Genomic DNA, 19,613 nt, shown 5'->3' on the forward strand with positions numbered 1-19,613 from the left:
TTTAAAAAGCCGGACAGGCACCTTGAATCCATCCGGCATTCCTTCACTTTGTTCTATTCATCATTTTTCATTGGCTGGTTTTGTCCAAGCATCTTGGTAATTCACTAATTCGTCTACAGAAACATATGCAGGAATGGTGTTTCCTTTAAACGTTTTTTCAATGAACGCTTCCACTTCTTTCGATTGATAAAGCTCCACTAATTTTTGTAGCTCAGGACGGTCGGCATTTCCCTTTTTAACCGCAATGATATTAATATATGGTTTCGCCGTTTTACTTTCATGGAATAATGCCTCTTTTAAAGTAAGGCCTGCTTCAATGGCAAAGTTATTATTAATGGCTGAAGCATCGGCATCATCCAATAGACGCGGCGTATTGCCGGCAGCAACAGGTTTGATTTTCAATTTTTTCGGATTTTCCTTAATGATTTCCAATGATCCCGATCCATTGAATTCCTCTTTCAATGTAATCAATCCAGCTTCTTGAAGAAGGAGTAATGCACGGCCAAAGTTTGTTGCTTCATTCGGAACGGCTATCGTAGCGCCATCTGGAAGATCTTTGAGATCTTTGTGTTTTTTCGAATAAAGGCCCATAGGTGCAATAACAGTTGATCCGATGGCCTCTAATTTCAAATTTTGATCGTTAACAAATTCATCGAAGTAGGCAACTGTTTGGAATGAATTCGCATCAATTTCTCCTTCACTTAACGCAAGGTTCGGTTGGATATAATCATTAAAAGTAACAAGTTCGATATTCAGCCCATCCTTTTTCGCTAAGTCAACAATGTATTCCCATGTTCTCGTATCCCCGCTGCTGACACCGACTTTCACTGTTTTCACATCATCCGAACCGCCTGATGCACCCTCTTCGTTCCCGCATGCTGCAGCCACAATGGCCAATGCCAATACCATGATCGTTAATAAGATTTTCTTCATTTCTCCTACCTCCTGTTATTTTTATCTTCTTCTGATTTTTCTTGAAACAAAATTCCCGGTGGATTGCAATAATTGAACGATGATCACGAGCGCCGCTACTGTGACGACCATCGTCATCGTATCGAACCTTTGATAACCGTAAGCTAAGGCTAAATCTCCTACCCCACCTGCACCGACAGCACCTGCCATGGCCGTAGATCCAACAAGGCCAATTGTCGCTGTTGTAAATGTAAGGATCAACGAACTAAGTCCCTCGGGAATCAAAAAGCGATAAATGATTTGCCATGTCGTCGCCCCCATCGCCTGAGCTGCCTCGATGATCCCTTTGTCCACTTCCAACAGGGAGTTCTCCACAAGCCGGGCAATATAAGGAGCCGCGTAAAAGATTAGCGGAACAATGGCCGCATTCGTTCCGATCGCACTGCCGACAATCATTCTGGTAAACGGAATAAGTGCTACAAGCAAGATGATGAAAGGAACCGACCGCAATATATTGATGACCGGGTTCAATACATTAAAGATCCATTTATTCTCCAGGATGTGACCCTTTCTTGTAATGACAAGTAAGATTCCTAGCGGAAGTCCAATCAGCCCGGAAAATATCAATGAGATGGCTACCATATAAAGTGTGTCACCGAAAGCTGTCGACAGCTGGTCTGCCGTTATTTCCATTCCCCAAAGCGTATTACCCATTTATCTGCACCTCCTGGACGAGAATCCCCTCATCTTTAATATATTGATAAGCCTTGTCCACCTCTTTTTTGTTCCCTGTCACTTCAATAATTAAATTTCCAAAAGGTGTTTCTTGAATTTCAGAAATATTAGCTGATAAAACACTTAAATGAACATCATATTTTTTCGAGATGGTTGAAAGTAAAGGATTGCCTGATGTAGTACCAATAAAGTTAATTTTCCAAATAATCGGAATATATGATCCGGTATTTTTCAGGAAACTTTGTGGGATCTCGTCGTGAATAACAGTTCGTACAAAGTTTTTTGCGATACCTGTTTGGGGCTTCGCAAAAACTTCGAAAACCGAACCTTGTTCAACCACGCGTCCGCCTTCCATGACCGCAACCTTATTGCAAATTTCCCTAATTACAGACATTTCATGAGTGATTAGCAAAATGGTAATATTGTATTCTTTATTAATTTTTTTTAAGAGTCGCAGTACAGCACTAGTTGTTTGTGGATCCAATGCTGACGTCGCTTCATCACACAAAAGAATCGATGGGTTGGTAGCCAACGCTCTAGCAATCCCTATTCGTTGCTTTTGACCGCCAGACAATTGTTCCGGATAACTCCTTGCTTTACTTGATAAGCCAACGAACTCTAACAACTCGCCTACCCGCTCTTTGATTTCTTTACTAGGGGTTCCCGATAAAACTAGCGGCATGGCAATATTATCAAAAACTGTCTTTGAGTTAAGTAAGTTAAAATGTTGAAAAATCATGCCAATTTTTTTCTTTTCTGCCCGTAATTCCTTCGGGTTCAATTTGGTTAAATCCTTCCCCCCAACAATAACCTGTCCATCTGAAGGGTGTTCGAGTAGATTGACTAACCGAATCAACGTACTTTTTCCGGCTCCACTATAACCGACAACACCAAAAATATCGCCTTTTTCAACTGTCAAATTAATTCCTTTCAAAGCTTCAACAGTCTGTTTCTTTGTTTTATATACCTTTTTAACATTTTGAAATTCAATCATTCTGTCTCCCCCCACGCTGTTTATTTGTACGAATTCATTATCCAGAGAAGAGCTTTGCAAAGTTTCATAATGATAGGGTTAAATTTTCGAAACTCACGAGTAATTGCTCACAATTCACGAGTAAATGTGTGAAACTCACGAGTAAATGCGTGAAACTCACGAGTAATTGCGCGAAACTCACGAGTAATTGCGCGAAACTCACGAGTTAATCTGTCAAACTCACGAGTAATTGCTTATAATTCACGATTAGTGCGTGAAACCTACTAATAATTGCACCAATTCTCCAAATAACCATATACATTCTGAATAAACAAAAGAGGCCTCTTCCGTCATCAGACAGAAGAGGCCTCTTTTAGAAATAAAAAAGAGTAAACTCTTAATTTAATTATCTAAGAAAAGCTCCTTCTTATCTTTCAAACTTTCGTCCGTTGGAATTAGCACAGTATTTTTACAAAAGTAAAAACCCGCTGCCGAGGTATCATAGGGCCAAGTCCCTCCACATCTCTTGATAAGAAATAACGTATTTATTTAATTATGTTCCTCACTATATATTCAAATTTTACTAATGTCAACTCTATTTTGAATAATCTAAAATATTTTTACAGTATAATTTTTAATCGTTCATTTAACTATACCTTAAGACAGGTCAGATTTTGCCCTGCATACCATGTATACGGGTAACCTAGGCATAGACTCTATTACAAAAAAACGAAAACATTACGAAGTCAGTCAGGATCAGGACTTCCTTCCTCATAAGGAAAGCTCTGTATCTTGATGAAATAACGGCAAACCTTTGGCAAACTCACTATTCAGGTTGCTACTCACGGTCTGCCTTATCCATGCGGGGAGCTCCCTGCGCCCCCCACTCTTATAATCTTTTGATTGGGGTTTACGTTTATTTTTGAGTTTTTGACCATTTTTTGATAGCAAACTTTCGGTACGTTTAGTATCAAAAAAGAAAAAAGAAAAAACAATAATAAATAGTACCATATATATGCGGTTATAAACTTTTTTGCATCTGTTTTAAATGTGTGAGGACCCTTTGCCCTCATATCTGTAATAATAAAAGTTATTTATTATTACAGCGAAGGAAGACTAAACATGTGTTTTTTCATCTTTAGCACTATTATAATAGCTCTTTCCTTAGAAGAGTTTATTTCTTTTAATTAAAAAACACTCGGTAGAGTTTGAATTCTATAGTATGTCTACTTATCAGCAAAAACAAATCGCTATTTAGAAGCTTCTAATTTTGTCGATATCTACTCAGAATTTGTAGATATTTCTCGGGAAATTGTTGAAATTTGAATTTGGTGATTCCGAATAGTTGGAACAAAGGAATCTCTACTTTTAATTTGCTTGCCTTAGGTTTAAATAGTTATTAACGCAAATTAACATCTGAATATCGTAAAGGAGACTAAAAAAAAGGTAATAAAACCTTTTTCTTATTGCAGTAATGTTTCGTAATGGGTTCTTTGTTGTTCAGTTTTAACTATGACATATCGTTTGTCAGTTAGATGTTCATTTCACGCGGAGCTGCGAGTTCATTGGTTAAAAATTAAGATCTCTTTTAATTGAATGGGAACATGGGTTAAATAAATTGTCATATATATCGGGTATCGTTATCTCTTTTAAAGCTTCTAATTTTGTCGATATCTACTCAGAATTTGTAGATATTTCTCGGGAAATTGTTGAAATTTGAATTTGGTGATTCCGAATAGTTGGAACAAAGGAATTTCTACTTTTGATTTGATTGCCTTAGGTTTAAATAGTTATTAACGCAAATTAACACCTGAATATCGTAAAGGAGACTAAAAAAAAGGTAATTAAACCTTTTTCTTATTACAGTAATGTTTCGTAATGGGTTCTTTGTTGTTCAGTTTTAAGCTATGACATATCGTTTGTCAGTTAGATGTTCATTTCACGCGGAGCTGCGAGTTCATTGGTTAAAAATTAAGATCTCTTTTAATTGAATGGGAACATGGGTTAAATAAATTGTCATATATATCGGGTATCGCTATTTCTGTTTCATTGGTTCCTACCAATCTTTCTTTTTCTTGATACAAGGGTTCTTCTCTCTATCGTCTAGGGGATTGCCCGTATCGCGTAACGCTATAAGCGTTTCGATATCGGATTGAACGAAGATATGCCAATCGCTATCTTTTAACAGCTCCTATCCATATCGCTCTAAGTTTTAAACATACTTTCAAACAGTGGATTTTGTATCTCCACTTCTTCTGCCACTTCCTTGGAAGAGGATGCTCATTCATTCGGATGTATATCCTGTCGCATATCGGCTCCCTCTTTCTATTAAAGATGAAGGTTCTGTAGATTTATTTGCATGTTATATCGCCCCGCGATACGAAACACACAAAAGAACCGATCAGCCCCTTTCTTGAGGAACATTATTAAGGACATGGATCTTGCTGGGGCTGGGAAACTGTTGTTTTAAGCTGAGGCATATCGTTTGTCAGTGGCCATTCATTTCACGCGTAGCTGCGAGTTCATTGATTAAAACAATTAAAATCTCTTTTAATTGTTCGGGATTTTGGATTGAATTGTCAAATTTATCAGGTATCGCTATCTCTGTTTCATTAGTTTCTTCTAATCTATCTTTTTGTTGATACACAAGGTCTTTAGCTATATCGTATAGGGACTTGTCCGTATCGCGTAACGCTATGAGCGCTTCGATGTCGGAGTGAATAAAGATAGGAATCACCATCTTATAAACTCATATCCGTTTCGTTCTAAGTTTTGACCATACTTTTGAACAGTGGGTGTTGCATCCCCACTTCTTCTGCCACTGCCTTAGAAGAGAATACTCGTTCATTCGGATGTATATCATGTTTGTAAATCTAACCCAGATTTTCTATTAAACCTATAGGTTTTGAATTTATTTGCATGTTATATCGCCCAGCGATACGAAACATACAAAAAGGAGACGGTCAACCCCTGTCTGGAGCAACTATTAAGGAGGTCTCTTGTTTTTGAATGCAAGTTTTCAACCTCCTCAACTCCCTTTTTATCAAGCATGCCTTTTTTGCTTGCTTGTGTATTTTGTTTTAGTTGCATATCGCTTAAACAAATCTCCAATGAATTTCAATTGAGCCTTCGTTTGCCTTTAGAACGTCAATACATTGGTATCGCCGAGCTCTTACATAGCAGGTACCAAATCCTGTAAAGTTAAAATACTCTTTCTTAAATTCTGTGTTTCAGCTACGCGAATCATATGGCTCTATGTTTTTATTAAAGTTTTGTGGATTGGCATCTCAATGCTTTTATCCATCATTATATATTTAAAAAAGATTTATCAAATGTTTCTACATCAATAATTTGCTTCCAAGAATCATTACACAGTTGGGCAAAAAAACTTAACGGTCGCCTTATTTTCTGAATATGGAGAAAAGCCCCCACCATTTTTCTGAACGTTTTTGTATCGCTTCTTCTAAACGTTTATTAAACTCATTTTGGGAAGTCCATTCTTTTTTCTGTTCGACCCGCATATTTTGTATTTCTTTTTGTAAGAGTTCACTTTTTTGTTTTTCTTGTTGTAGCAATGTTTCGTAATGGTTATTTTGTTGTTCAGTTAATTGTTCAATTTTAGCATTAGTTCTTTGCGCTGAATTTCCAATACTAGAACTTATAACATGATGATCTTGCTGGAGCCGGGAAACCTTTGTTTTAAGCTCTGACATATCGTTTGTCAGTTGGACATTCATTTCACGTGTGGCTGCGAGTTCATTGACTAAAAACATTAAGACCTCTTTTAATTGATTGGGGTCCTGGGGTAAATTTTCTTCATATGTATCGGGTATCGCTACCTCTGTTTCATAGGATCCTTCTAATCTTTCTTTTTGTTGATATACAAGGTCTTTAGCTGTATCGTCTAGGGGCTTGTCCGTATCGCGTAGCGCTATAAGCGATCCGATGTCAGATTGAACAAAGATACGTCGATCTCCATCTTTCAAAAACTCATATCCATTCCGCTCTAAGATTTGACCATACTTTCGAACAGTGGGAGTTGCAATCCCCACTTCTTCTGCCACTTCCTTGGAAGAGAAAGCTCGTTCATTCAGTTGAATATCACGTCGCATATCGGACCTCTTTTCTATAACTAGTTGTATCTGTAGTCTACCTGACCTTAAATTTTCTGTCTAGATAAGTGTAGACTATCCAGAAATTATTAGGGATACCGATAAAATTTCCTTTTCCTTTCTTCTACTTCCATATACGTTTTAGATCATCTATTGGCTTACCTTCCTTCTCTTGCATAGCCGCCGCTATCTCCTATCCATCCTTATCCATTGTTTGTGTTACATCTGGTCGGTCTTGGCGCCTTGCCCCGTGCCAAGCATGGGTGGGGTTGATAGAAATTCAACAACGATTAGGACATACAGATATTCAAACACCGATGAACTTCTATGCTCATACGACTGACTACATGAAAGAAAAGGCCTCCCAGCAGTTCAATAAACTGATGGAAGACCTTCACTTTCACTATAAAAATATTTACATGTTAGGTGAGCATCCATTTCTAAATCCTCGTTAAATCCCTATATTTCAAGGGATTTAAGCAATGATTACATCATGCCGCCCATTCAATTAATAATTTAATAGGAAGTAACAAGGTAATGATACCAACGTTTTTGGCCATAGCCACCTAAAACAACTTCACTTAATGTCATGATATTTCAATGTCAGGTGAGCATTTTAAATTAATTTTTTATAAATTACTATATGAAAAATTCGAAAAAAGCCCCACCCTATTAAAAGAGAGTACATATTTTTTAAATAAACCTAATTCATTATACCGGAAGGAGATTATCATGAAAATTAAAAAGTCCTTAAATCGAATTCAAGTCTGCATTATTAAAGAAACGCATAAATGAGTTTAAAGAAAAAGATGGCATTTTAGAAGGAACAGAAGATTTGATTTTTTATGTCTATGAATTTGAATCTCCCAGCAAAACTGTGAAAGGTGCAATATTATTATAATAAAACTAAGAGGAGATTAATAAAAGAGCTTTCAAAGGGTTCTTAATGGGTGTCTTGTTTTATTACTTGGGTTGAATGTTTCAGCTTGTGGGTTTGATCATGTTATAGGGAATGGAGAAGTTACTGATCTTGATTTGAAGGAAGTAAAGTCATTTATAGCCGATAAAAAAACAGGCTTTTAAATTGTCTTAACGTATATTATCCGCGTTTTGTCGGCAGAACCCCTTTATGTTAAGGGCCAGATTGTTGATAAAAGATTGGATTGTGTTTTATTGATAAGTATAATATTAAGCTCGGTGAACCGTATCATAAGTAAATTAGGTTTTTATGTTGTAAAGAAAAGCAGAAATATACAAAGTCATTGAATTGGCTATGTATATTTCTGCTTAAATTAATTAAGAAATCATTATACTTTTTTACTGATTTTTTAAGAGTTTATCAAATTTCTTAATCTCAAATTCATGAACGGTTATTGAAAAATGACTGTTTCTTTTGTCACTTTCTATCACTGCCAGTTTGTGTGAAAGACTCCTGCTAAATCACGTCGTTCATAGGTATGTGCACCAAAATAATCACGTTGTGCTTGCAAAAGGTTTGCATTTGAGATGCCTGTTCGATAACTATCGTAATAAGTAAGTGAAGCACTTAAACATGGAAACGATATACCAGAATTTATTCCTTCACAGACAACCTTTCGCAATCCTACCTGGTAATCTGTAACCTTTTCAGCAAAATATGGTGAGATTAATAAATTAGCCAGATTCGGCTGCTCTTGATAGGCTTCGCTAATGACGTTTAAAAATTCTGCACGAATGATACAACCTCCGCGGAAAATCAGCGCAATATCCTTTAAAGGCAAATCCCAACCGTAAAGTTCAGAAGTCATTTTATATTGAGTAAAACCTTGCGCATACGCACAAACTTTTCCCATATATAATGCTTGTCTAATATAGTCAATCCACTCATTTTCATCTAATTTTTGCTGAACGTTCTCAGGGCCTGTTAGAATATTTTCTGCATTAATCCGTTCCTCTTTTAAAGCGGAAATGTAACGAGCAAACAAAGACTCTGTAATAATTGATGCTGGTATTCCGTTATTAATAGCTTGCATGCTGGTCCATTTACCTGTGCCTTTTTGTCCTGCTTTATCAAGAATCACATCGATCAAGGGTAAGCCCGTTACTTCATCTTTTTTCCTTAAAATCCCGGCTGTAATTTCGATTAAATAACTTTTCAGTTCGCCTTGATTCCATGTTTCAAAGATGTCAGCAATCTCATTAACTTCTAAATGCAACTTTTCTCTTAAAAACGTATAGGCTTCGGCGATTAATTGCATATCTGCATACTCAATCCCGTTATGTACCATTTTTACAAAATGACCTGCTCCTTTTGGACCGATATAGGTACAGCAAGGGTTATCATATACTTTGGCTGCGATTTTTGTCAGAATCGGAGCTACTTTTTCATAGGCTTCTTTATCTCCACCTGGCATGATTGAAGGTCCTTTTAACGCCCCTACTTCTCCACCAGAAATACCAATTCCTAAATAACTGATTCCTTTAGATTTCAATTCATCATATCTGCGTTCAGTATCTTCGTAATGGGAGTTACCGCCGTCCATGATAATATCGCCTGATTCAAGATGAGGAAGTAATGAATTGATCACCGAGTCGATCGGCTTACCCGCCGTCACCATTAGAAAAATCTTTCTTGGAGTTTCTAGTGACTGAACAAAGTCCTGGATTTCGTAATACGAATGGAGCGACTGACTGTCCAATTTAGCAACAAGCTGATCCGTTAAATCTCTTGTGTAGTTATAGACAGCTACTTGTTCCCCTTTACTAGCCATATTTAAAGCTATATTACTGCCCATTACCCCTAAACCTATGACACCAATTTTATTGAACATTTAATTCTGCTCCTTTTATGTAAGAATAATAGGCAGTAAATCCCTACATAAGTGGGGGATTTACTGCCGGGAAAGGCCTATACAAATAAGCTTAGTAATAGAATAAATCCTAATCCAGCTACTGAAATAATCGTCTCAAGCAAGGTCCACGTTGCAAATGTTTCTTTCATGCTTAAACCAAAATACTCTTTAAACATCCAGAAACCAGCATCGTTAACGTGTGAAGCGATTAAACTTCCCGCGCCTGTAGCAAGTACTACTAGAGCAAGGTTAACGTCCGTCTGACCTAACATCGGAATAACTAAACCAGCTGTTGTTAAGGCAGCAACGGTAGCAGATCCTAAGGAAATACGCAGGATTGCCGCGATGATCCAGGCAAGCAAGATTGGTGATAATGATGTTCCTTTGAATAATTCAGCTACGTAGTCACCTACACCGCCGTTGATCAATACTTGCTTGAAGGTCCGCCGCCCCCTATGATTAATAGCATCATTCCAATATGCAAGATTGCTGATGTACAAGATTCCATAATATCTTTCATTGGAATCTTTCTTGCTAATCCCATTGAATAGACCGCAAATAATAAGGAAAGCAACATGGAAGTACCGGCTTCGCCAATAAAACGGATAGCTGCTAGTAAACCATTATCTTCAAAGCCCATTGTTTTTTGCATCAAAGTGATAATCGTAGCAATTGACATTAAAATAACGGGAAGTAAAGCGGTAAATACACTGATCCCAAATCCAGGTGTGTCTTCAAGTTTAAATGATTTTTGGTTTCCTAAAGAGGCAATGCTGCCTGTTTTCGTAAATGATGCAGGTACGAGTTTTTTAGCTATCTTCGTAAATACTGGTCCAGCTAAAATAACTGTTGGGACCGCAATAATGAAGCCGTAAAGTAAAACTTGACCAATGTCTGCACCATATTCACCAGCGATAACTGTTGGTCCTGGGTGCGGCGGCAAGAAACCGTGTGTTACGGATAATGCCGCTACCATTGGAATACCAAGATATAATATCGAAACTTTTAATTCTCTTGAAATTGCAAATACGATTGGAATTAATAATACTAATCCCACTTCAAAAAATAACGCGACACCGATAATAAATGATGCTGCTACTACTGCCCATTGAATATTCTTTTCACCGAATTTTTTAACAAGGGTCATGGCAATGCGTTGCGCGCCGCCTGAATCTGCGATTAACTTACCCAACATCGCTCCAAGTCCAAAGATTAACGCTAAGTGACCAAGTGTTCCGCCTAATCCAGCTTCAATGGTTTTGACAATTTCCTCAAGTGGCATCCCAAGTGCTAAAGCTACTCCAAACGATACAATGATTAAGGAAATAAAGGTGTTTAATTTTAAGCCCATTATTAAAATTAATAAAGCGACAATTCCTAAAGCGACAATAACTAATGGCATTGTAATTCCTCCATGTGTTTACTTTGTAGCATTTATTAAGTTTCTTTGATAATTCGCAATCTGAGTATATTCGTTTTCCAATACCCTTGATAGGTTAATAAAAATCGGCAGTAGTTGCCTGTATTCTTTTACAGAATCATATTTCGGTGTGTGCTTGTGGGTATTGCCTATCATTTCAGAAACTACTTCGAAGGAATCAATTTCCCCGGTGGCATATAATCCTAATATACAAGCACCCAGGCATGAACTTTCGTAGCTTTCTGGAACCACCACTTCCGATTCGAAGATATCGGACATCATTTGCCGCCAAACAGACGACCTTGCGAAGCCTCCCGTAGCTTGAATTCGGGTCACCGGACCGTCCATACATTCGGTTAAGGCTAAAAATACGGTGTATAGATTGTAAATGACTCCTTCTAGAGCCGCTCGAATCATATGTTCTTTCTTATGTGATAGTGTTAATCCGAAAAATGAACCCCGTACGTCTGGATTCCATAATGGTGCACGTTCACCTGCAAGATATGGATGGAATAACAATCCATCAGCGCCTGGTCTTACACGTTCGGCAATCTTGGTTAAGACTTCATAAGCGTCGATTCCAAGTCTTTTAGCTGTTTCTACCTCGGAAGAAGCAAATTCGTCGCGAATCCAGCGAAGGACCATCCCGCCATTATTTACCGGCCCTCCAATCACCCAATGCTTTTCCGTTAAGGCATAGCAAAAGATTCTTCCTTTTTCGTCTGTTTTCGGCTCGTCAATAATCGTTCGAATCGCACCGCTTGTCCCAATCGTGACAGCAATTTCACCTTTCCGGATAGCGTTTACACCTAGATTTGAAAGGACACCATCACTTGCCCCAATGACAAAAGATGTTTGTGGATCAATCCCGATCTGTTTGGCTAAATCCGGGTCACAGTTGTTAAAGATCTTTGTTGTTGGTACGAGTTCAGATAATTGATCACGCGTTATTCCAGCAATTCTTAGGGCTTCCTCATCCCAATCCATGTTTTTGAGATTCATCATGCCCATAGATGAAGCAAGGGAATAATCGACAACATATTGATCAAAGAACTTTTTAAAGATATATTCTTTAATCCCGATATACTTTTTAACATTGGTTGCGATCTCTGGGCGATCATTCACGATCCAGGTGATTTTGGATAATGGTGACATCGGGTGAATCGGTGTTCCGGTTCGTTTGTAAACTTCATGCCCATCAAATTCATCTTTTATTTTATGGGCCAAAGCTTCACTGCGATTATCTGCCCAAGTGATACAAGGGGTTAGCGGCTGGTCATTTTCATCCATAGCTATAACACTATGCATCGCACTGCTAAATGAAATAAATGATATCTTTTTATCTGAATGCTGTTTCGTTATATTTGAAAAGGCTTTCAAAACGGCCTGAAAAATCTCTTCAGGGTCTTGTTCCGCTGTTGCCATATCCGGTGTGTAAAGAGGATAACCAATATTCTCTTGCTGAATGACATCGCCTTTTTTCGTAAATAATACAGCTTTTGTACTTGTTGTTCCGATGTCTACACCTAACATATAGCTAGTCATTTTCTTGTTCGACTCCTTTTGAAAGCATCTGTTGAGACATCCATAAGTCATCAACTTTCTCTTGAACATCATCAAAGTTTTCATGTAACGACTTAATCATGAGGTCTCGATCTTTTGTTTTGATCGCATCAATATAAAGTTGATGATTATTTATGATCCGTGTAAAGTCTTCATACTTTTCTTTAAAACGACAACGCATGGATAGAAGAATCAAACTTTCCATCACAGGTTTTAAATTATCCCAGATCATCAGAATGTAGGAATGATTGATCGACCGAATAATTGTTTCGTGGAATAGGACATCCTGATAGGAAAACTCATCAGCATCTCGGTATTTTATGGAGATTTTCATAATTTCCAGTATTTTACTAAGTTCCATTACTAATTCATTCGTGTCCATCCTCACTAGACGTTCAAATACAAACGTCTCGATGAGTATCCGTACATCATATATTTCTGCATATTTTTTTTCTGTTAAACCAATGACAACCGCACCCATTCTTTCTAATCGGATGATATTTTCAGATGCCAGTATTTTTAACGCTTCTCGAACTGGTGAGCGACTGACACCGAAATCAGCAGCTAATTTATTTTCAGACAGGATGGTACCGCTTTCAATCATCCCCGAAATAATACGCATTCTAAGCTCGGATGTTACACGATCACCAGCTGAAGCTTTTGAAAGCCATTTTACAGGATAAAGAAATTCCTTTGATTCAGCCATAAATTCACCTTCTTGTAGAGTTCAAGTACACTTGTATACAAGTATTATAATAAAAATAATGAATAATGCAAGCATTTTGAATGTAACTAGATTCTCATCAATATAAGTCAAAGTTTGTTGGGAGTTTAGAAGGTTCTAGTGCAAAAATAATGAAATAGAAACATAGAATGGTAATATCCTGTTAACTTTGGGATTAAGCAGCTACTCCGAACAACTTACGAATGAATTCAACCTCATTTTGGGCAGACTTTGCCTGTTGATGAGGTTGATTTTTTTTAACCATATGCATAGGTTCGATACCACTCAAAATATTCTGCTTGATTGTGTTAACAAATTGTTAGCGTGTCTTTCCTTACAAACATTCTTCATTTTTCCTATCGAACTTACCAAATAAAGTTTCCATATGAACTTTATGCGAATGCCAATGAAAAATTAGAATCCATTTTCTACTAACCATTTCATAATGCTTTCTTCTCTTTTCTTAATATCGTCATGCTGGTTATCGTATTTACTCATTTTCTTCTGTGCAACAAGATTTCCATCTACCATAAACAATATTCTTTCGGTTTTTGCTGCCACCTTTGCATCATGCGTCACGAGCATGATGGTTGTCCCTTCATTATTAATCTCTGCCAGAATAGACATAATGTCTGCTGACGATTTGGAATCTAATGCTCCGGTCGGTTCGTCTCCAAAAATGATATCCGGATCATTTATCAATGCTCTGCAGATGGCGACTCTCTGCAGCTGGCCGCCAGAGCCTTGAGTGATCGTATTATCTGCAAGCTTTTCAATTCCTGTCATTTCCATCAGTTTTTTTGCTTTTTGATACACCGTATTTTTATCCGCGTCTTTTGATACAAGAGCAGGAAACATAACATTGTCAATCAATGACAGGTTTTTTAATAGATTAATATCCTGAAAGATAAATCCCATGTGATTCAGTCGAATCTTCGCCAATTCTTCTTCTTTTAGTGTGCCAATTTCACAGTCTTTAAATTTCACACTGCCGGAAGTAATTCTATCCATACCGCTTACATTATAAAGAAGTGTTGATTTCCCGCTTCCGGATGGCCCCATGACCGATACGAATTCACCTTCTTCTATATCCAAGTTTACATCCTTTAAGATATGAAGCTCATTATCTTTTCCTAATTCTACTTTTTTGTTCATACTTATTGCTTCTAATATATTGCTCATCTATATTCCTCCAATGCCAAATATTAAAATCAAAGTCTATTTCCACAGAGGCGCCCCGGAATGCTTTTTTTCAGGAATCTGCATTCTTATCTGCATAGGGGTCTTCACACAGGAGACTTCTTCTGCCTTAGCAGATACACTTCCTGCCCGAACCTTTTTTTTCAGTACTTCTAACTTCTTAAAACGACAGATAAATCATCTTTTACGGCTACCTTACAGGACACAAATATCGTAAAGCCGACTACTACAATCAGCACTAACGGACATAACAGCCAAGTCTGCCATACAACATGAACAAATTCAATTTTTGCAGCTCCCATAGTGGACATTGCCATACTTACAAGTAACTCCCCTAAATAATTAGAAGCCAGCACTCCAACTATGATTCCCAATATCAGTACCATCATAGTTCCTGCCATATATTGATGTTTAATATTTTTAGAAGTTAATCCCATACTTCGCATGATTGCAATCTGAGACATATCCTTTGATAATAGCATCCGAAGGAATAGTGCCGTGATCAATACAGCTATGATTACTGCAATGGCGAATGCGCCTATCACAACTGTACTCATCTGATCAATGATATTTCCAAGAGTCTGCCGTGTATATTCTTTGATATCATTGACCTGCGTAGAATCATAGGCATTCTGGTAGTAGTCCATTTTCTCACGAATATCAACGCCTTGAGCCACATCCATGTACACAATATACCAAAGAACGGCCTCATCATTTACTCCAAGACTGGTATGCGCCTTTGCTGTTTTCCCGCCATTTGTAATATCTTGATAAATACCAGTTACTTTCAAATTCTTTTCTTCCCCGCCAACCTTTACTGCTACTTCATCTCCTACTTTCTTGTTTAATCCGTCTTTTGACGCATTGGCAAAGGAAAGTGATATTTCTCCTTCACCCTCCGGTGTTCTTCCTTCCAGATAATTTAATGGAAATACGGAAAAATCTCCGGTTTCAATATTCATATAGTCCCAGGATTCCGCATTTTTGACCTGGTAGGAACTTGTGATGTAGGCCGCATACTTTTCAATATCCGAATCATTTTTCAGCTCTTCCTGCAGCTTTTTAAAATCTTCTGTAATACTATCGGTCCTTCGAAGATCGATTCTCATATCAGACTTTCCTATTCCCATGTATGTGGAAAATTCCGGTGAATTCATGGTGTTATAAATATTTATAGGAAGTATTACAATAAACGTACATACGATAAAAATAAAGAACAGTAACCTGTATAATTTGAATCGTTTCCATACATCCCTAAGTCCCATATAAATATTGGTGCTGAAGAATTTGTTCTTAAGCAGTGGAAAACTGTATTTTTGGTTCTTTCCACGCTCCATAGAATCTTTCCGTAAGGCTTCTACCGCAGAAATCTTATCGATTCTTTTCAGTACTTTCTTGCAATACATCACAATCATGAAATATACCAATAATGGAGCTATTAGAGATAGTACATATTTTAAGTTTCCTGATAAATCCGAAGATATGTAAAGTCTCATATTACCGTTAAACAGATTTACCACGGCAAAGGAAAGCAGATAGCCTATTATACCGGCTACTACTGACATAACTCTGTATTTGTTAAGATATACCTTTTTTATATCTTTTTTGGATATTCCTATTGCTTTCATCACACCGATTTCTCTTAAATCTTCATCAATGGTTGCCAGAAACGTAAGTCTGATACAGAGCGAAGCTATAATAATCAGCAGAACACTGATAAGTATAATGACCATCACAACTGCCGCATCTGACATGGCATTAAACATCAGAAATATCTTTCCTCCGACTGTAGGACCGTTTGCTGGAAGACCTCCTTCGATATATGCAGTCTGAAGTCCTTGAGAATCACCGTTTTCATGCAGTTTGAATTCGATCAGATATTCCAGTTCCCCGGCCTGCTTTAAAAGCATTTCATTATAGTCTGCCTGATTAATAACAAACCGTTTCGAAGAAGTAAGGGAAGAGTTCATCTCATAATCTCTTGCATAATCTGAAATGACAAACTCATTCTCATACTCTCCGCTTTTCACCGTAATCGTATCACCTATTTTTAAGTCATATTGTTGCATGAAATAGATGGGAACCGCCACTTCCCCTTCCGTTACATCCAGCTTTTTATTATCCAGATCCAATATAAAATCGAATTTTTTATTCTGTACAACAAATGAAATATCCTGTACAGTTCCAGCCATCGTTTGATTATTGCCGAAATGAATATTACTTCCATCCAAAGTCAGAAGAAACATCGTCTCCTGCATCGCTATATTCTCACGCTGTTCTTCTGTAAATTTATCGATTTCTGCCTGATCAAATTCTCCGGAATGCATCTGCGTAATGTCAGCTGGTACTGCACGTTCCTGCAGGTCCGACATCGACTGAATCAGATTGGCAATGTTATTTATTGCACTAGCTCCCAAAAGAACTGCCATAGCGATAAATACAAATACTGAAATTGTTACAATTTTCTGTCTGACAAAATCATTCCTTACCATCTTTAAAAACAATATTTTTCCTCCTTCTACATAGATAATTTTTTCTATTTTATCCTTGCCTCTATCAATCTTGCTCATTTCTTCAGGGGAATAATTTCCGTAAACTTTCGAATTAATAAGGCTCTTAATGAACTTTTTTCATTTCTATAACTTTTTCATTTCCAGAACAAGCACTAAGCATGGATGTTGAAAATCTTAAACAATAACCTTTGAAAAACTATACATGCTGATTTCTTAGTAGACTTGACCTGAATAATTATTGAGAGTACAAAGTAATCATACAAAATGGTATTTATTAGGTAAACCAACTTAAGCCTAATTGTTTACTAAGCCCGCAGCCCTATTTTAGTATGTTGACTATTGGAGTTAATTAGAAAAAATCAATCGAAATGGAGGGAAGGAAGTGGAAGGAGTAACAATTGCTTCAACTGCAACTGACAATCCCAAAGAGTTAATTGATGAACTAATGCGTACATATGGTCAAGATTTAGGAATTTAATTCAAACATATGGATATACAATAGGTCTAGTAATCTTTATCTATCTTTCTAGCTCGAATTTGGATGATTTCACTTTCAATAAAAGACCCATTCGGAAAATTACTTATCATTTGAAGCGTATTACTTTTTGCTACTCAATATATAGTTTAATTACCGCTTCACCTACCACAACCTTTCGTCTAGATTTTTTCGCTTTGGGCGTGACCAACTGATATTACACTATATTATTATTGGGATTAATCATACCTTCTCTACTTGCAGAAGCTGATGTCTCACTTGAACAAATTATGGACAGACTTGGTCATACCGATGATCTGATTACAAAGAATGTATATCTCTATGTAACTCAAGAAATGAAAAAAGAAGCTTCCCATAAGTTTGTTCAACTTATGAGAAGCTTCCGTTAAAATCCTCAATGTTAGCAAAATGTTACCATTTCACTCTCAAACCCTTATATATCAAGGGATTGACGGCTTTATTACATCATGCCGCCCATTCCGCCCATGCCACCCATATCAGGCATGCCCATGCCACCAGCGCCAGCAGGTTCTGGTTTGTCAGCAACAACAGCTTCTGTTGTTAAGAACATTGCAGCAACAGAACCAGCGTTTTGTAGAGCTGAACGAGTTACTTTAGTAGGATCCACGATACCAGATGCAATCATGTTAACCCATTCGCCAGTAGCTGCATTGAAGCCAGTTCCAACTGCTTCACCTTTAAGGCGTTCTACGATTACAGAACCTTCAAGTCCAGCATTGTGAGCGATTTGGCGTACTGGCTCTTCGATAGCACGAAGAACGATTTTCACGCCTGTTGCTACGTCGCCTTCCGCTTGAATTTCTGCCACTTTATTGTATACGTTTAGAAGAGCTGTACCACCACCGGCTACGATACCTTCTTCAACAGCAGCACGAGTAGAGTTCAATGCATCTTCAATACGAAGTTTACGTTCTTTTAATTCTGTTTCAGTAGCTGCACCGACTTTGATTACTGCTACACCACCAGCTAATTTAGCAAGGCGTTCTTGTAATTTTTCACGGTCGAATTCAGAAGTTGTTTCTTCTAATTGAACACGGATTTGGTTTACACGAGCTTGAATTTGAGCTGTATCTCCAGATCCTTCAACGATAGTTGTGTTTTCTTTTGTAACAACCACTTTAGACGCACGTCCTAAAGATTCGATTGTTGCAGATTTAAGATCAAGTCCGATTTCTTCAGTGATTACTTCGCCGCCTGTAAGAGCTGCGATGTCTTCAAGCATTGCTTTACGACGATCACCGAATCCAGGAGCCTTAACCGCAACTGCATTGAATGTTCCACGAAGTTTGTTCACAACAAGAGTTGCAAGCGCTTCGCCTTCTACATCTTCAGCAATCAATAATAGTGGTTTTCCTTGTTGAACAACTTGCTCAAGTACAGGAAGGATTTCTTGGATATTCGTTACTTTTTTATCCGTGATTAAGATATATGGATTGTCTAAAACAGCTTCCATTTTATCTGAATCAGTAACCATGTAAGGGGAAGCATATCCACGGTCGAACTGCATACCTTCTACAACGTCCAATTCAGTTGTGAAACCTTTAGACTCTTCGATTGTGATGACGCCGTCGTTACCAACGCGTTCCATAGCTTCAGCAATCAGTTGGCCTACTTCTTCATCAGCTGAAGAGATAGCAGCAACTTGTGCAATCGATTCTTTGTTTTCAACAGGTTGAGAAATGGCTTTTAATTCTGCAATCGCAGTATTAACCGCTTTTTCGATTCCTTTACGGATACCCATTGGGTTAGCACCAGCTGTTACGTTTTTAAGACCTTCACGGATCATTGCTTGCGCTAGAACCGTTGCAGTAGTTGTACCGTCACCAGCTACGTCGTTTGTTTTGCTTGCTACTTCAGCAACCAATTTCGCACCCATGTTTTCGAATGCATCTTCTAATTCGATTTCTTTAGCGATTGTTACACCGTCATTTGTGATAAGCGGTGAACCGAATTTTTTCTCAAGAACCACGTTACGACCTTTTGGTCCAAGCGTTACTTTAACTGCATCTGCAAGTGCGTCCACACCACGAAGCATTGAGCGGCGTGCTTCTTCACTAAATTTAATTTCTTTAGCCATTTATAAGTACCTCCCTAAAATTTTAAGAAAATTTTC

14 protein-coding genes, 2 pseudogenes and 1 riboswitch are annotated in these 19,613 nt (G+C 37.7%); of the genes and pseudogenes, 2 read left to right on the plus strand and 14 right to left on the minus strand.

Going from position 1 to position 19,613, the window contains the following annotated elements:
* Window positions 1–60: 60 nt before the first annotated feature.
* The 6 genes from JFU50_RS08200 to JFU50_RS08230 form a co-directional block, all read right to left on the minus strand.
* Window positions 61–933, minus strand: coding sequence for a MetQ/NlpA family ABC transporter substrate-binding protein (locus JFU50_RS08200; RefSeq protein ID WP_201222364.1), 873 nt, complete (start codon window positions 931–933; stop codon window positions 61–63).
* A 21-nt stretch (window positions 934–954) separates the two neighbouring features.
* On the minus strand, window positions 955–1,605 hold the full coding sequence (locus JFU50_RS08205; protein WP_098175930.1) for a methionine ABC transporter permease: 651 nt from the start codon (window positions 1,603–1,605) through the stop codon (window positions 955–957).
* Window positions 1,606–1,618: 13 nt separating this feature from the next.
* On the minus strand, window positions 1,619–2,641 hold the full coding sequence (locus tag JFU50_RS08210; RefSeq protein WP_201222365.1) for a methionine ABC transporter ATP-binding protein: 1,023 nt from the start codon (window positions 2,639–2,641) through the stop codon (window positions 1,619–1,621).
* Window positions 2,642–3,044: 403 nt separating this feature from the next.
* Window positions 3,045–3,156, minus strand: a riboswitch (SAM riboswitch).
* A 235-nt stretch (window positions 3,157–3,391) separates the two neighbouring features.
* Entirely contained in the window at window positions 3,392–3,631 is a 240-nt protein-coding gene (locus tag JFU50_RS08215; RefSeq protein WP_201222366.1) for a hypothetical protein, read from the minus strand.
* 1,477 nt (window positions 3,632–5,108) lie between these two features.
* On the minus strand, window positions 5,109–5,360 hold the full coding sequence (locus JFU50_RS08220; RefSeq protein ID WP_201222367.1) for a hypothetical protein: 252 nt from the start codon (window positions 5,358–5,360) through the stop codon (window positions 5,109–5,111).
* A gap of 661 nt (window positions 5,361–6,021) precedes the next feature.
* Entirely contained in the window at window positions 6,022–6,732 is a 711-nt protein-coding gene (locus JFU50_RS08230) for a hypothetical protein (protein WP_201222369.1), read from the minus strand.
* A gap of 269 nt (window positions 6,733–7,001) precedes the next feature.
* Here JFU50_RS08230 and JFU50_RS08235 point away from each other — a divergent pair, with 269 nt between their 5' ends.
* Entirely contained in the window at window positions 7,002–7,187 is a 186-nt protein-coding gene (locus tag JFU50_RS08235) for a hypothetical protein (RefSeq protein ID WP_201222370.1), read from the plus strand.
* Between the two features lie 951 nt (window positions 7,188–8,138).
* Here the strand turns inward: JFU50_RS08235 and gnd are convergent.
* The 7 genes and pseudogenes from gnd to JFU50_RS08265 form a co-directional block, all read right to left on the minus strand.
* A complete protein-coding gene (gnd, locus tag JFU50_RS08240; RefSeq protein WP_201222372.1) occupies window positions 8,139–9,542 on the minus strand; it encodes a decarboxylating NADP(+)-dependent phosphogluconate dehydrogenase in 1,404 nt (467 codons plus the stop codon).
* Between the two features lie 77 nt (window positions 9,543–9,619).
* Window positions 9,620–10,965: pseudogene (locus JFU50_RS08245) on the minus strand (GntP family permease).
* An 18-nt stretch (window positions 10,966–10,983) separates the two neighbouring features.
* Window positions 10,984–12,528, minus strand: a complete 1,545-nt coding sequence (gene gntK / locus JFU50_RS08250; protein WP_201222374.1) for a gluconokinase — start codon at window positions 12,526–12,528, stop codon at window positions 10,984–10,986.
* On the minus strand, window positions 12,521–13,252 hold the full coding sequence (locus tag JFU50_RS08255) for a GntR family transcriptional regulator (RefSeq protein WP_201222376.1): 732 nt from the start codon (window positions 13,250–13,252) through the stop codon (window positions 12,521–12,523). The genes gntK and JFU50_RS08255 overlap by 8 nt, the downstream gene beginning before the upstream one ends.
* A 193-nt stretch (window positions 13,253–13,445) precedes the next feature.
* Window positions 13,446–13,562: pseudogene (locus JFU50_RS30690) on the minus strand (IS6 family transposase); the annotation flags it as partial.
* A gap of 122 nt (window positions 13,563–13,684) precedes the next feature.
* Window positions 13,685–14,452, minus strand: a complete 768-nt coding sequence (locus tag JFU50_RS08260; protein WP_201222378.1) for an ABC transporter ATP-binding protein — start codon at window positions 14,450–14,452, stop codon at window positions 13,685–13,687.
* 170 nt (window positions 14,453–14,622) lie between these two features.
* On the minus strand, window positions 14,623–17,040 hold the full coding sequence (locus tag JFU50_RS08265) for an ABC transporter permease (protein ID WP_242489035.1): 2,418 nt from the start codon (window positions 17,038–17,040) through the stop codon (window positions 14,623–14,625).
* Between the two features lie 651 nt (window positions 17,041–17,691).
* Between JFU50_RS08265 and JFU50_RS08270 the strand changes: the two genes are divergently transcribed.
* The gene (locus JFU50_RS08270) at window positions 17,692–17,868 is read left to right on the plus strand and encodes a hypothetical protein (RefSeq protein WP_242486995.1); all 177 of its coding nucleotides are present in this window, start codon (window positions 17,692–17,694) and stop codon (window positions 17,866–17,868) included.
* Between the two features lie 71 nt (window positions 17,869–17,939).
* On the opposite strand, the gene groL is transcribed toward JFU50_RS08270, so the two are convergent.
* The gene (gene groL, locus JFU50_RS08275; RefSeq protein ID WP_053348953.1) at window positions 17,940–19,577 is read right to left on the minus strand and encodes a chaperonin GroEL; all 1,638 of its coding nucleotides are present in this window, start codon (window positions 19,575–19,577) and stop codon (window positions 17,940–17,942) included.
* Window positions 19,578–19,613: the final 36 nt, after the last annotated feature.

Source organism: Peribacillus sp. TH14 (genome assembly GCF_016651145.1).
Lineage (GTDB): Bacteria > Bacillota > Bacilli > Bacillales > DSM-1321 > Peribacillus > Peribacillus butanolivorans.